The 13,102-nt window shown below is 65.2% G+C and carries 14 protein-coding genes and 1 other RNA gene; 9 read left to right on the forward strand and 6 right to left on the reverse strand.

All coding sequences use genetic code 11. The features are described 5' to 3' along the window. Position 1: 1 nt before the first annotated feature. The 4 genes from recR to ffs all read right to left on the reverse strand — a co-directional run bounded on the left by recR (position 2) and on the right by ffs (position 2,969). Entirely contained in the window at positions 2–604 is a 603-nt protein-coding gene (gene recR, locus IVB48_RS34415; RefSeq protein WP_007604678.1) for a recombination mediator RecR, read from the reverse strand. A 1-nt stretch (position 605) separates the two neighbouring features. Next, positions 606–935: a YbaB/EbfC family nucleoid-associated protein gene (locus IVB48_RS34420; protein WP_007597704.1), complete on the reverse strand. Its 330-nt coding sequence runs from the start codon at positions 933–935 to the stop codon at positions 606–608. Between the two features lie 25 nt (positions 936–960). Then, positions 961–2,778, reverse strand: a complete 1,818-nt coding sequence (locus IVB48_RS34425; protein ID WP_247407233.1) for a DNA polymerase III subunit gamma/tau — start codon at positions 2,776–2,778, stop codon at positions 961–963. Positions 2,779–2,872: 94 nt separating this feature from the next. Continuing rightward, positions 2,873–2,969: signal recognition particle sRNA small type (gene ffs, locus IVB48_RS34430), an RNA gene on the reverse strand. A 193-nt stretch (positions 2,970–3,162) separates the two neighbouring features. Here ffs and IVB48_RS34435 point away from each other — a divergent pair. The 9 genes from IVB48_RS34435 (at position 3,163) to IVB48_RS34475 (ending at position 10,687) form a co-directional block, all read left to right on the forward strand. Beyond that, the gene (locus IVB48_RS34435) at positions 3,163–4,008 is read left to right on the forward strand and encodes a transporter substrate-binding domain-containing protein (protein ID WP_247407236.1); all 846 of its coding nucleotides are present in this window, start codon (positions 3,163–3,165) and stop codon (positions 4,006–4,008) included. Between the two features lie 140 nt (positions 4,009–4,148). Continuing rightward, complete coding sequence (locus IVB48_RS34440; RefSeq protein ID WP_247285426.1) at positions 4,149–4,811, forward strand: amino acid ABC transporter permease; 663 nt, start codon at positions 4,149–4,151, stop codon at positions 4,809–4,811. Continuing rightward, the gene (locus IVB48_RS34445) at positions 4,808–5,626 is read left to right on the forward strand and encodes an amino acid ABC transporter ATP-binding protein (protein WP_247407238.1); all 819 of its coding nucleotides are present in this window, start codon (positions 4,808–4,810) and stop codon (positions 5,624–5,626) included. The genes IVB48_RS34440 and IVB48_RS34445 overlap by 4 nt, the downstream gene beginning before the upstream one ends. Beyond that, positions 5,626–6,381 (forward strand): SDR family oxidoreductase, encoded by a 756-nt coding sequence (locus IVB48_RS34450; RefSeq protein WP_247407248.1) that lies wholly within the window; start codon positions 5,626–5,628, stop codon positions 6,379–6,381. The genes IVB48_RS34445 and IVB48_RS34450 overlap by 1 nt, the downstream gene beginning before the upstream one ends. After that, the gene (locus IVB48_RS34455) at positions 6,378–7,505 is read left to right on the forward strand and encodes a muconate cycloisomerase family protein (RefSeq protein ID WP_247407252.1); all 1,128 of its coding nucleotides are present in this window, start codon (positions 6,378–6,380) and stop codon (positions 7,503–7,505) included. Before IVB48_RS34450 ends, IVB48_RS34455 begins: the two co-directional genes overlap by 4 nt. A gap of 275 nt (positions 7,506–7,780) precedes the next feature. Then, positions 7,781–8,200 carry an HIT family protein gene (locus tag IVB48_RS34460; protein WP_247285423.1) on the forward strand — a complete coding sequence of 140 codons (420 nt, stop codon included), beginning with the start codon at positions 7,781–7,783 and terminating at the stop codon, positions 8,198–8,200. Positions 8,201–8,211: 11 nt separating this feature from the next. Next, positions 8,212–9,150 (forward strand): NAD(+) diphosphatase, encoded by a 939-nt coding sequence (nudC, locus tag IVB48_RS34465; RefSeq protein WP_247357670.1) that lies wholly within the window; start codon positions 8,212–8,214, stop codon positions 9,148–9,150. A 6-nt stretch (positions 9,151–9,156) separates the two neighbouring features. Beyond that, on the forward strand, positions 9,157–10,110 hold the full coding sequence (locus IVB48_RS34470; protein WP_247407254.1) for a sugar kinase: 954 nt from the start codon (positions 9,157–9,159) through the stop codon (positions 10,108–10,110). A gap of 67 nt (positions 10,111–10,177) precedes the next feature. After that, positions 10,178–10,687, forward strand: a complete 510-nt coding sequence (locus IVB48_RS34475) for an Lrp/AsnC family transcriptional regulator (protein WP_007604670.1) — start codon at positions 10,178–10,180, stop codon at positions 10,685–10,687. A 144-nt stretch (positions 10,688–10,831) separates the two neighbouring features. Here the strand turns inward: IVB48_RS34475 and IVB48_RS34480 are convergent, their stop codons facing one another. After that, the gene (locus tag IVB48_RS34480; protein ID WP_247407256.1) at positions 10,832–12,331 is read right to left on the reverse strand and encodes a phosphomannomutase/phosphoglucomutase; all 1,500 of its coding nucleotides are present in this window, start codon (positions 12,329–12,331) and stop codon (positions 10,832–10,834) included. A gap of 190 nt (positions 12,332–12,521) precedes the next feature. After that, complete coding sequence (locus IVB48_RS34485) at positions 12,522–13,031, reverse strand: TIGR02281 family clan AA aspartic protease (RefSeq protein WP_247357668.1); 510 nt, start codon at positions 13,029–13,031, stop codon at positions 12,522–12,524. Between the last annotated feature and the right edge of the window lie 71 nt (positions 13,032–13,102).

Consider the following 13,102-nt stretch of genomic DNA (forward strand, 5'->3'; position numbering starts at 1 on the left):
TCTAGAACAGGGTACGCTGCCGCATCGCGGCCGATAGCGTACCTTCATCGAGATAATCAAGCTCGCCGCCGACGGGCACACCATGGGCGAGCCGGGTTACTTTTACGTTGGCGTCCTGAAGCAGGTCGGTGATGTAGTGTGCCGTGGTCTGGCCGTCGACGGTGGCATTCAGCGCCAGGATGACCTCATGCACCTGCGCCTCATGCGCGCGCGCGACCAGCGCCTCGATGGTGAGGTCCTGCGGGCCGACGCCGTCGAGCGGCGACAATGTCGCGCCCAGCACGTGATAGCGCCCTTGAGTGGCATTGGCCCGCTCCAGCGCCCAGAGATCGGCAACGTCGGCGACGACGACGATGATCGAGGGATCGCGCCTCGGATCGGTGCAGACCGTGCAGGGACTTTGCGTGTCGATGTTGCCGCAGGTCTTGCAGACCTGGACCTTCTCGAGCGCGACCTGCATGGCCGAGGACAGCGGCATCATCAGCGCTTCGCGCTTCTTAATCAGATGCAGCGCCGCGCGCCGCGCCGAGCGCGGGCCGAGGCCCGGCAGCCGCGCGAGAAGCTGGACCAGCCGCTCGATCTCAGGACCCGCAACAGCGCCCATATTACTGGCCGAACAGCCCCGACAGCCCCGGCGGCAAGCCGAGCCCGCCGGTGAGCGACTGCATCTTCTCCTGCATGGCGGCTTCCGCCTTGCGGCGGGCCTCGCCGAACGCGGTGACAAGCAGATCCTCGAGCACCTCGCGCTCTTCCGCCTTCATCAGCGAAGGATCGATCTTGACGCCCTTGACGTCCATCTTCGCGGTCATGCGCACAGCGACGAGACCGCCGCCGGAGATGCCCTCGACCTCGACGTTGGCGAGCTGGTCCTGCATCTCCTGCATCTTGGATTGCAGCTGCTGCGCCTGCTTCATCATGCCGAAAATATCGACCATCGGTGCTGTCCTTGGAAAATTGGCTCTAGAGATCGTCGCCGTCGGAACCGTCGGGCGGATCGTCACTGCCGTAGTCGGCGTTAATATCGGATTCCGGCGCCTCGGGGGCAAGCCTGCGGACCTCGACGACCTTCGCGCCCGGAAAACGCGACAGCACCTCGCGCACGCGCGGATCGGCCTCGGCGGTGCGCGCATGTTCCTGCTTGGCCGCCTGGCTCACCGAGCGCAGCGTCGGCTGGCCCGGCTCGTTGGAGACGATCACGGTCCAACGGCGCCCGGTCCAGAGCTCGAATTTGCGCGCGAGATCGGAAATCATGGTCTTGGAGGCGTTGGGCTCGAGCGCAACTTCCAGCCGGCCCTCCTCGAAACGAACGAGGCGCATGTCGCCTTCGAGCGCGCCCTTGGTGAGGAGGTCGCGCTTCTGCCCGGCCAGCGCAACGAGCTGGGTGAAGCTCGTGACGCGCAACACCGGCGCGGCAGCTTGCGGATCCGGCGCGGGCGTTGCCATCTGCGGACGGGCACCACCGCCGCCGAAGGAGGACGGTGACGATGTCGGCATGCGAACTGGCGCTGCGGACGCCACCGGCCCCGCCGGCGCGTTGCGCGCGGCACTGCCGCCGCTCACGACCGGCGAACCGCCGCCGTTCTGCTCCAGCGTCTTGATCGCTTCGTCCGGCGTCGGCAGGTCGGCAACATAGGCGATGCGCACCAGCACCATCTCGGCGGCTGCCGCGGGCCGCGTCGCGGCCTGCACCTCGGTGATGCCCTTGAGCAGCATCTGCCACATCCGCGACAGCACGCGCATCGAGATCTTCGAGGCGAAATCCCGTGCGCGTACGCGCTCGGTCTCGCCATAGGCGACGTTGTCGGCGGTCGCCGGCACGATCTTCACGCGGGTGACGAAATTGACGAACTCGGCAAGATCCGAGAGCACCACGATCGGATCGGCGCCGACGTCGTACTGGTCGCGGAACTCCCTGAACGCGGACGCGATGTCGCCACGCGCCAGAGAATCGAAAAGATCGATGACACGGGTGCGGTCGGCGAGCCCCAGCATCTGCCTGACGGCATCGGCCTTCACGGTGCCCGCGGCATGCGCGATGGCCTGATCGAGCAGCGAGAGCGAATCCCGCACCGAGCCTTCCGCGGCGCGCGCGATGATGCCGAGCGCTTCAGGCTCGATCTCGACGTTTTCCCTGGCCGCGATGTTGGCGAGATGCTTCATCAGTACGTCGGCCTCGACGCGGCGCAGGTCAAAACGCTGGCAGCGCGACAGCACGGTCACCGGAACCTTGCGGATCTCCGTCGTGGCGAACACGAACTTGGCGTGCTCCGGCGGTTCCTCCAGCGTCTTCAGGAAGGCGTTGAACGCCGCCGTCGACAGCATGTGGACTTCGTCGATGATGTAGACCTTGTAGCGGGCGCTTGCCGGCGCGTAGCGGACGCTGTCATTGATCTGGCGGACGTCGTCGACGCCGGTATGCGAGGCCGCGTCCATCTCCAGCACGTCCATGTGCCGGCTTTCCATGATCGCCTGGCAATGCACGCCGAGCGTCGGCATCTGGACCGTCGGGCCCTTCACCGAGCCATCCCGCATCTCGTAGTTGAGCGCACGGGCAAGGATGCGCGCGGTGGTGGTCTTGCCGACCCCGCGGACGCCGGTGAGAATCCAGGCCTGCGGAATGCGGCCGGTCTCGAACGCATTGGAGACGGTGCGGACCACGGCCTCCTGGCCGATCAGATCGTCGAAGCTGGAGGGACGGTATTTCCGCGCCAGCACCCGGTAGGGCGTGCTGGCCTGGCCGGCGCTGTCAGAGTTGGGAGGGGCGCCAGCGTCGGTCATCGGTCGATCCGCAATGAAGTGTCTTTCGGCCGGCTTTTGCGGAAAGGAGCGCGCTGGCGGCCCGAGCCGCCGGCGCAATTCGCTCGGAAAACAGGTAGGAGACTGACGAGCGACCCGATCCGGACCTCGTTAGGGCTGCTTCCTTCCGGACCTGACCCGGTTGGCGAGTGGCTCGTCCACCGCCAATCTCCCGGTCCCTATTTGGGGCCAAAAGGACCGGAAAGCAAGCGGGTATCCGCTTGAACAGGCTGGGCTTCATGATGGTTTGCCCAGCATCCGGGCAATTCCCGGCCTGCCCAGCCGATAGGCTGTGCTTTCACTGCCGGAGGCGCCTTGGTAAGAACGCTGCCGGAACTCCTTCCAACAGAAAAGCGATTGATCCCAATGGTTACACGTCGTGATGTTGCTTCGATTGTCGGACTTGGCGCGATGGCTGCGGCGACGCTGGCCTCCCCGGCCGTGGCGCAGACCGCCGATACCAACGAATCGACCTTCGCCCGCATCCGCCGCACCAAGAAGATGCGGATCGGCGCGGTCGGCGGCGGCGCGCCCTATTACATGAAGGATCTTTCAACCGGCCAGTGGAAGGGATTTTACGTCGACATCGCCAAGGCGCTTGTCGAGGACATGGAGGCCGAGCTCGAGATCACCGAGACCACCTGGGGCAATTCGGTGCTCGACCTGCAGTCCAACAAGATCGACATCTTCTTCGGCCTCAACCCGACCCCGAAGCGCGCGCTGGTGGTCGACTTCTCGGTGCCGGTCTTCAACAACGCCTTCGGCATCCTCTGCAAGAAGGACTTCAAGCCGAAGAGCTGGGCCGAGCTGAACTCGCCCGACGTCAAGATCGCGGTCGACCAGGGCTCCTCGCACGACCAGGTCGTCAGCCGCCTGACGCCGAAGGCGCAGATCTCGCGGCTGAAGACCGCCGACGACGCCACCGCCGCGCTGCAGACCGGCCGCGTCGACGCGCAGTGCCTGATCACCATGCTGTCGCTGACCGTGCTGAAGAAGAATCCCTCGCTCGGCCAGTTCGTGCTGCCGACGCCAATCTTCGCCACCACCTCGAACGCCGGCTTCCGCCGCGAGACCGACAAGACCTGGCGCGATTACGTCAACACCTGGATCGACTTCAACAAGGGCCTCGGCTTCATCCGGAACGCGATCATCACCAACATGGAGCTGGTGGGCGTGACCGAGGCGGACATCCCGCCGGGCGTGTCGTTGTAAGGTGTGATGAGCGCCTGAGGCTCCGCACGTCATGGCCGGGCTTGTCCCGGCCATCCACGTCTGACCCGCGCCACCAAGAACGTGGATGCCCGGGACAAGCCCGGGCATGACGACAAGTTTCGGGTATGAGTTAAGCACGCATGTATCAGTGGGACTTCGGCATCCTCTGGAGCTATCGCTGGCTCTTTCTCAACGGGCTCGGCGTCACCGTCGGTTTCACCGTGGTCATCGTGGTGCTCGGGCTCGTCTTCGGCCTGTTCGGCGCGTTCGGCACCCTGTCGCGCTTTCGCGCGGTGCGCCTGATCGCGCTCACCTTCATCGAGGCGTTCCGCTGCACGCCGATCCTGGTGCAGCTGATCTGGTTCTACTACGCGCTGCCGATCCTGGCCGGTGTCGAGATGACGCCGATCACCGCCTCGGCGCTCGCGCTCTCGCTCTATGGCGGCTCGTTCTATTCGGAGATCATCCGCGGCGGCATCATTTCGATCGACCGCGGCCAGTCCGAAGCCGGCGCCGCGCTCGGCATGACTCCCGGACAGAGCATGCGGCGCATCGTGCTGCCGCAGGCGATCAAGCGCATGATCCCGGCGCTGATGAACCAGTCGATCATCCAGTTCAAGAACACCTCGCTGGTCTCGGTGCTGGCGGTGCCTGATCTGGTCTATCAGAGCCAGGTCGCCGCCCATGACAGCTACCGTCCGCTGGAAACCTACACCGCCGTCGCGGTCGCGTATGCGGCCATCCTGATTCCCCTGACCATCATGGTCCGGCGCGGCGAGAAGCGACTGGCGGTCGGCGAATGAGCGAGACTTCAAAGGACGCTTCCAAGAACACCTCCAAGATCGAGATCCGTGGCTTGCGCAAAAGCTTTGGCAGCAACGAGGTTTTGAAGAGCATCAGCCTGGACGTCGCCAAGGGCGGTGTCGTGGCGCTGATCGGCCCGTCCGGCTCCGGCAAGTCGACGCTGCTCCGCTGCATCAACCTCCTGGTGACGCCCGACGGCGGCAGCGTCCGGGTTGGCGACACGAGCTTTTCGTTCGGCGAGGGTACGAAGCTCCCCGATGTGAAGACGCTGGCAAAATTCCGCGCCACCACCGGCATGGTGTTTCAGCATTTCAATCTGTTCCCGCACATGACGACGCTCCAGAACGTGATGGAGGGACCGGTCACCGTGCGGCGCATGGTGAGGGCTGACGCGGAGAAGCTGGCGCGGGCCCAACTCGCGAAAGTGGGCCTTGCAGAGAAGGCCGACCAATATCCGGCAACGCTCTCCGGCGGACAGAAGCAGCGCGTCGCGATTGCGCGGGCGCTCGCGATGGAGCCGGACGTGATGCTGTTCGACGAGGCCACCTCCGCGCTCGATCCTGAGCTTGTCGGCGAGGTGCTCGCGGTGATTCAGCAGCTGGCGTCGGAGGGCATGACCATGGTGATCGTCACCCACGAGATCGCCTTTGCCCGCGAAGTCGCCGACCGTCTGATCTTCATGCGCGACGGCGTCGTGGTCGAGGAAGGACCGGCGCGGCAGGTCATCGATCATCCGCAGGAAGCCGCGACGCGCGCCTTCCTCAGCCATTTCCACCGAACCGGCGCATTGCCGCCGGCCAACGCAGCATCGTGATGTCCGAAATCAATCGCGTCTATCTCATCACCGGCGCCGCCAGCGGCATCGGCCGCGCCACTGCAAAACTGCTCGCGGGGCCCGGCACCGCGCTGCTGCTGCACACGCGCTCCAACGCAGCCGGCCTCGACGCCACCGCGGCGGAAGCCGAAGCGCAAGGCGCGATCGTCGCGAAATGCCTCGGCGACCTCGCCGAGGAGGCCGTGGTCACCGACGCCGTCGCCGCTACACAAAGCGCCTTCGGCCGACTCGATGGATTGATCCTGGTCGGCGGCCATGCCCGCCGCGGCAGCGCGATCGGTACGCCGGCGGATCAGTTCCGCAAGGCGATGGACGAATCGGCGCTGGCGTTCACACGGTTGGTGGACGCGGCGCTCCCGCTGCTCCGTGCGGGGCAGGATTCGCGGATCGTGGCAGTGTCGTCGTTCGTTGCGCACGCGATCCGGCCGGAGTTCGCGCCCTTCGCAGCGACGGCCGCGAGCCGCTCCGCGCTCGAAGCGCTGGTGCGCCTCACCGCAGTCGAGCTCGCCAAGGAGGGCATCACCGTCAACGCCGTCGCGCCGGGCCTCATCGTCAAGGACAGGCCCAGCGAAAGCCGGCTGTCACCTGAGCAGATCGCCGCGACCGAGGCGCTGATCCCGATGGGCCGTCGCGGGCGGCCGGAGGAAGTCGCCGAGATCATCGCTTTCCTGGCCTCCCCGAAAGCATCCTACGTCACCGGCCAGGTCTGGCACGTCAATGGAGGCCTGACATGACCGAAGCAACCGTCGAACGCATCAGGCTGTTCCTGATCGAAAGCCCGATCAAGATGGCGCGCCTGCAAGGCGTCGGCAACGTCAAGGGCACGGTGAAGCGCGTGCTGCTCGAACTGACGTCGAGCGACGACGTGATCGGCTGGGGCGAGGCGGCACCGTGGGAAGTGTTCACGGGAACGCCGGAAGCGGCCTTCTCCGCGTTCGACATCTATTTGCGCCCGATCGTGCTCGGCAAACCGGTGCGCCGCATCCGCGCGCTGATGGCCGAGCTCGATCGCGCGCTGGTCGGACATGCCGAAGCCAAGGTCGCAATCGAAATGGCGCTGCTCGACATCGTCGGCAAATCGTCGGGACTATCGGTCGCCGACCTGCTCGGCGGCCGCGTGCGCGACGCGATCCCGCTGTCGTTCTCGATCGCCGATCCCGATTTCGCCGCCGATCTCGAACGCATGCGGAAGATGGTTCCGGACGGCAACGTCATCTACAAGGTCAAGACCGGCGTGAAGCCGCACCGCGAGGATCTCGATCACCTCGCGGCGATCCGTAACGAGTTCGGCGACAAGGTCGATCTGCGGGTCGATTACAACCAGGCCTTAGCGCCGTTCGGCGCCATCAAGATCCTGCGCGACGTCGAGCAGTTTGCGCCGACTTTCATCGAGCAGCCGGTGCCGCGCAAATTTCTCGACGTGATGGCGCAGCTCACCGCGGCGCTTGAGACGCCCGTGCTCGCGGACGAAAGCTGTTTCGACCGCCGCGACATGATGGAGGTGGTGCGCCGCGAGGCTGCAGATGCCGTCTCGGTCAAGCTGATGAAGGCCGGCGGCCTGTTCGAGGCGCAGGCGATCATGGCGATCGCCGACATCGCCGGCCTGCCGGGCTATGGCGGCACGCTGTGGGAGGGCGGCATCGGGCTCGCCGCCGGGACGCAGCTGATCGCGGCGACGCCGGGAATCTCGCTCGGCTGCGAATTCTACATGCCGCACCACGTGCTGACCGAGGACGTGCTGGAAGAGCGCGTCGCCAATCGCGGCGGCCACGTCGTGGTGCCGGACGGCCCCGGCCTCGGCATTCGCGTCAGCGAAGCCTCGGTCCGCGCCAATGCGCGCGTGCTTGCGGAGGGGTAAGACGTCGCCACACATTCGCTGTCGTCCCGGCGAAGGCCGGGACCCATAGCCACAGGGGGATGTTTTGCGAAGATTGGTCGTTCGGGATCAGCACCAACCGCAAACGATAGACCTCGCGGTATGGGTCCCGGCCTTCGCCGGGACGACAACGGTGCATGCGGCCCCTGCGGAGGCTCATCCTTCCCCAATCACACTCCGTATCGTATGGTCGGAGCAAATATTCAGGGGTTCCGCCCCGCCATGCCCGATTCCCAATGGGCCATCCGGAAACCTTCATGTCCGAACCCGCCTGGTCGCTGCACTCCCGCCTGAAAGAGGACACCATCGACATCGGCGATTTGCCGCTGTCCAAGGTATTGGTCATCAAGGACGCGCATTATCCCTGGCTGCTGCTGGTGCCGCGACGCGCGGATGCGGTCGAGATCATTGATCTCGACGAAGTGCAGCAGGCGCAGTTGATGACGGAGATCTCCCGCGTCTCGCGGGCGCTGAAGGAGATCACCCAATGCGACAAGCTCAACATCGCGGCACTCGGCAACCTCGTGCCGCAGCTTCACGTCCACATTATCGCGCGCCGCACCAGTGACGCCGCCTGGCCGCGGCCGGTCTGGGGCGTAATGCAGCCCTTGGCGCACGACGCCACAGAGGTGCAGACTTTCATCAGCGCGCTTCGCCGCAAGATCTGGTTGGGTTGAAAGAACAAGACATGTCAGCATTCGACTCGTTTCCGCTGGGGCAGCCGGCCTTCGTCACCAACATTCTCGACCGTGCCGCGCATCTGCGCCGCGATGACGAAAAGCTGTTCGCGCTGGAGCAGAAGCCGGCCTCGCGCGCCTATGTGGTCTACCGCGACTCGCTGCTGGTGAAGCGCGAGGGCGAAAAAGTGCGCGCGCTGCTCGGAATCGACGAGGCGCTGAAATGCGGCGCCAATCCCGGCACAATCTTCTTAGGCTTACGCGACGGCGCCGCGATGTTCGGGATGGGCCTGTCGCAGGCTGCGTCCGAGAAGCTGATCGGGCGCGAAGACTACGCCCTCAGTGAGCTGCGCGGCATGGCGATGCAGGGCGCGGTGCCGCCGCAGGAGCTGTCGGCGATCGCGATGGCGAAGTCGATGGTGAGCTGGCATCAGCGCCACGGCTATTGCGCCAATTGCGGCACGCGTACCGGGATGAAGGAAGGCGGCTGGAAGCGGGAGTGCCCGAGTTGCAAGGCCGAGCATTTCCCCCGCACCGACCCCGTCGTGATCATGCACGTCGCCGCCGGGGACAAATGCCTGCTCGGCCGCCAGAAGCAGTTTCCGCCGGGGATGTATTCGTGCCTCGCCGGCTTCGTCGAGGCGGCCGAAACCATCGAGGACGCGGTGCGCCGCGAGATCCTCGAAGAATCCGGGATTCGCTGCACCGACGTACAATATTATATGACCCAGCCCTGGCCCTATCCGTCGTCGCTGATGATCGGCTGCAGCGCGCGGGCCGTGAGCGAGGACATCGTCGTCGATCACTCCGAGCTGGAGGATGCGCGCTGGTTCACGCGTGAGGAGGCCGCTCTGATGCTGACGCGAACGCATCCCGACGGGCTGGCCGGCCCGCACCCGTTTGCGATTGCGCATCACCTGCTCGGCCGCTGGGTGCACGACAAGAGCTGACCGCCGATGGCGCACTCCGTGATCGCGCCGCGCATCCTCTGCATCGGCATTCCCGTGCGCGACCTGACCTTTCGTGTCGAGGCCGTGCCCGCGCGCGGCAGCAAGGCGAATGCCAGCCATCTCGCGGAGATCTGCGGCGGCAACGCGCTCAATGCCGCGATCGCCATCGCGCGGCTCGGCGGCCGCGTCTCGTTCGCAGGTCCGATGGGCGATGCGCAGGAGACGTCGAGCGGCTTCATTCTCGAGCGCATGCGATCCGAAAATATCGACACAAGCCATATCGTGCGCATACCTGATGCGACCACGCCCGTCTCTGCCATCATCATTGACGCGACGGGCGAGCGAACGCTCACGATCTATCGCGATCCGGCCCTTTGGACAGTCGAGCTGCCCGACGCCGACAAGCTGCTCGCCGATTGTCAGGCGGTCCTCGTCGAGAGCCGCTGCGCATCGTTCTGCACGGATCTCTGCACTGAGGCACGCCGGCGCGGCATCGCCGTCATCGTCGGCGTCGATCGCGCGATGTCGTTGCAGGACGGCCTGCTCACGGCCGCCTCGCACCTGCTGTTCGCCAGCGAACAGGTGCAGGAGACCGCCGGCATCGCCGACGACGGCGAGGCGTTGCAGCGCCTGGCCGCGCTCACGCCCGCCTTCATCGCCGCCACCCGCGGCCCGCGCGGCACGATCTGGCTGAACGAGAGCGGCGCACTGGAGGAGACGCCGGCCTTCCCGGTTCAGGCCGTCGATACGCTCGGCGCCGGCGACGTCTTCCATGGCGCCTTCACGCTTCGCCTCGCCGAAGGCGGCGGCGTGCGGCAGGCGCTGCAATTCGCCGCAGCCGCCGCGGCGCTGAAATGCACCCGTCACGGCGGCGGCCTCGCCGCTCCGCAACGCGTTGAAGTTGAAGAGCTTTTGAACATGCCGCGCGGGACGACGCTCGGACGGATGCCGAGATTATAGACTTGCTATAGAAGGATTTTCTCTATATCAGGGAAATCGACCCTCGATATGGAACAAAGTTCTTCAAATGACCGATCTCGCCGTCCCGCTCCCCGAGACCAGCCGCCGCCTCGACGCCATCGACCGCAAGATTCTGATGGTGCTGCAGGATGATGCCTCCCTCTCCGTCGCCGAGATCGGCGACCGCGTCGGCCTGTCCTCGACCCCCTGCTGGAAGCGCATCCAGCGCCTGGAAGCCGACGGCGTGATCACCAAGCGGGTGGCGCTGGTCGACCAGAACAAGATCGGGCTCGGCATCTCCGTGTTCGTGTCGGTCGAGAGCTCCGACCATTCCGACGCCTGGCTCAAGAAGTTCGCCGAAGCCGTCAGCGCCATGCCGGAGGTGATGGAGTTCTATCGCATGGCCGGCGACGTCGACTACATGCTGCGCGTCGTCGTCGCGGACATGCAGGCCTATGACGTGTTCTACAAAAAGCTGATCAGCGCCGTGCCGCTGAAGAACGTCACCTCGCGCTTCGCGATGGAGAAGATCAAGTCGGTCACCGCGCTGCCGATCCCGGCGGTGGTGGCGGCGTAGGGCTCACCACACGCAAACTGTCATCGCCCGGCTTGACCGGGCGATCCAGTATTCCAGAGACGACGATGGATACGGATAAGCCACGGCGTACTGGATGCCCCGGTCAAGCCGGGGCATGACAGCAAGTGAGGCTAGCCTCGCGCCTCAGATCTTCTGATTGTACTCGCCAACTTCGGGATGGGTGCGCAGCACGCTGTTCACCATCTCGAACATGTCGTGCATGCGCTGCTCGGAGACCGGGCTTTCGACCACGACGACGAGCTCGGGCTTGTTGGAGGAGGCGCGCACCAGGCCCCAGCTGCCGTCCCCGACCGTGACGCGGACGCCGTTGACTGTGACGAGATCGCGGATCGACTGGCCGCCGATCTTGGCGCCCTTGGCCTGCAAGCCCTCGAAGTGCTTCACCACCTTGTCGATGACGCCGTATTTGACCTCGTCGGCGCAATGCGGCGACATGGTCGGCGACGACCAGGTCTTCGGCAGCGCGTTCTTGAGATCGGCCATCGACTTGCCGGCAGCGCGATCGAGCATGTCGCAGATCGCGAGCGCCGAGACCAGACCGTCGTCATAGCCGCGTCCATACGGCTTGTTGAAGAAGAAGTGGCCGGACTTCTCGAAGCCGGCGAGCGCACCCGTCTCATGGGTGCGGCGCTTCATGTAGGAATGGCCGGTCTTCCAGTAGGTGGTTTTTGCACCCTGCTTCTGCAGTACCGGATCGGTGATGAACAGGCCGGTCGACTTCACGTCGACGATGAACTGCGCATCCTTGTGGATCGCGGACATGTCGCGCGCCAGCATCACGCCGACCTTGTCGGCAAAGATCTCCTCGCCGGTGTTGTCGACCACGCCGCAGCGATCGCCGTCACCGTCGAAGCCGAGACCCACATCGGCCTTGTGCTGCAGCACCGCGTCGCGGATCGCGTGCAGCATCTCCATGTCTTCGGGGTTCGGGTTGTATTTCGGGAAGGTGTGGTCGAGCTCGGTGTCGAGCGGGATTACCTCGCAGCCGATCGCCTCCAGCACCTGCGGCGCGAATGCGCCGGCGGTGCCGTTGCCGCAGGCCGCGACGACCTTGAGCTTGCGCTTGAGCTTCGGACGGCTGGTGAGATCAGCGATGTAGCGCGCCGGATAATTCTCGTGGAATTGATAGGAGCCGCCGGCCTTGTTCTTGAACTCGGCGCCCAGCACGATCTCCTTCAACCGCGTCATCTCGTCGGGGCCGAAGGTCAGCGGGCGGTTGGCGCCCATCTTCACGCCGGTCCAGCCATTGTCGTTGTGCGAGGCCGTAACCATGGCGCAGCAGGGCACGTCGAGGTCGAACTGGGCGAAATAGGCCATCGGCGTCACCGCCAGCCCGATGTCGTGCACCTTGCAGCCGGCTGCCATCAGGCCGGAGATCAGCGCATATTTGATCGAGGCCGAATAGCCGCGGAAATCATGACCGGTGACGATCTCCTGGCTGACGCCGAGCTCCGCGATCAGCGCGCCCAGCCCCATGCCGAGCGCCTGGATTCCCATCAGGTTGATTTCCTTCTGGAACAGCCAGCGCGCGTCGTATTCGCGAAAGCCCGTGGCCTTCACCATCGGCTCGGATTCGAAGGCATAGGTGTTGGGCAGCAACACGGATTTCGGCTTGGGGAACATTGAGACGGTCTCGTGAAAAAGAGCCAGATTTGATGCAGCCTTAGCGAATGCCGGGCCGCAGCGGAAGGCGGGAATGGCAGCTTATGGATGATAATTGCGGCAGTTTGGTAACGGGGAAATCTGGCCGCGAGAGCGGCCGAAATAGTGATCTTCTTGAAATATGTGCTCGCTGGAGCCTTTGGGAGAACCTTTACTGCTCCAGCACCATCTGACCGTTGGCGTATTCGAAGCGCTTGAGGCGGGAGAGGAAGGAGAGGCCGAGCAGGTTCTCGGACAGCGCCTCGTCGGGCAGCACCATGGCATCGACGTCGCGCACGATTAGGCCGCCGACATCGAGCATGGCGATGCGGGTGCGCGCGGCCTTGATGGTGCCGTTGGCGGTGGAGACGGTGGCGTTGTAATCGCCGCGCGAGGGACGCAGGCCGAAACGGGCGGCCGAGGTCTCGTTCAGCGCAACCACGGAGGCGCCGGTGTCGACCATGAAGCCGATGCGCTGGCCTTCGATCCGGCCCTCGGTCTGGAAGTGGCCGCGGCCGTCGCGGGGGATGTTGAGGCTGCGGCCGCCGGCCGGCGCGGTGGACGCGACTGCTACCGTACGCGGCACCGACGTCGCCGAAGCGGAGCTCATCCTGTCCGCCATCTGCGCCATGAAGGTGCCGAGGCCGATCATGATCGCCGCGAAGATCATTATGTTACGCATCACACCACTCGAAGCCGAAGCTCGATTTCACCACGCGGCAGGCCACTCCGCGAGCGACGCTGCGGCCAGAG

Origin of the sequence: Bradyrhizobium sp. 76, assembly GCF_023073025.1 — a bacterium.
In the GTDB taxonomy this organism is placed as follows: Bacteria; Pseudomonadota; Alphaproteobacteria; order Rhizobiales; family Xanthobacteraceae; genus Bradyrhizobium.

Bases quoted from the DNA above. Each gene is read 5' to 3' on its own strand.
- IVB48_RS34440 (WP_247285426.1), top strand. From the start codon at position 4,149: ATGTATCAGTGGGACTTCGGCATCCTCTGGAGCTATCGCTGGCTCTTT.
- IVB48_RS34470 (WP_247407254.1), top strand. From the start codon at position 9,157: ATGGCGCACTCCGTGATCGCGCCGCGCATCCTCTGCATCGGCATTCCC.
- IVB48_RS34485 (WP_247357668.1), bottom strand. From the start codon at position 13,031: ATGCGTAACATAATGATCTTCGCGGCGATCATGATCGGCCTCGGCACC.
- IVB48_RS34475 (WP_007604670.1), top strand. From the start codon at position 10,178: ATGACCGATCTCGCCGTCCCGCTCCCCGAGACCAGCCGCCGCCTCGAC.
- IVB48_RS34460 (WP_247285423.1), top strand. From the start codon at position 7,781: ATGTCCGAACCCGCCTGGTCGCTGCACTCCCGCCTGAAAGAGGACACC.
- IVB48_RS34420 (WP_007597704.1), bottom strand. From the start codon at position 935: ATGGTCGATATTTTCGGCATGATGAAGCAGGCGCAGCAGCTGCAATCC.
- IVB48_RS34480 (WP_247407256.1), bottom strand. From the start codon at position 12,331: ATGTTCCCCAAGCCGAAATCCGTGTTGCTGCCCAACACCTATGCCTTC.
- recR (WP_007604678.1), bottom strand. From the start codon at position 604: ATGGGCGCTGTTGCGGGTCCTGAGATCGAGCGGCTGGTCCAGCTTCTC.
- IVB48_RS34455 (WP_247407252.1), top strand. From the start codon at position 6,378: ATGACCGAAGCAACCGTCGAACGCATCAGGCTGTTCCTGATCGAAAGC.
- IVB48_RS34425 (WP_247407233.1), bottom strand. From the start codon at position 2,778: ATGACCGACGCTGGCGCCCCTCCCAACTCTGACAGCGCCGGCCAGGCC.
- IVB48_RS34435 (WP_247407236.1), top strand. From the start codon at position 3,163: ATGGTTACACGTCGTGATGTTGCTTCGATTGTCGGACTTGGCGCGATG.
- IVB48_RS34450 (WP_247407248.1), top strand. From the start codon at position 5,626: ATGTCCGAAATCAATCGCGTCTATCTCATCACCGGCGCCGCCAGCGGC.
- nudC (WP_247357670.1), top strand. From the start codon at position 8,212: ATGTCAGCATTCGACTCGTTTCCGCTGGGGCAGCCGGCCTTCGTCACC.
- IVB48_RS34445 (WP_247407238.1), top strand. From the start codon at position 4,808: ATGAGCGAGACTTCAAAGGACGCTTCCAAGAACACCTCCAAGATCGAG.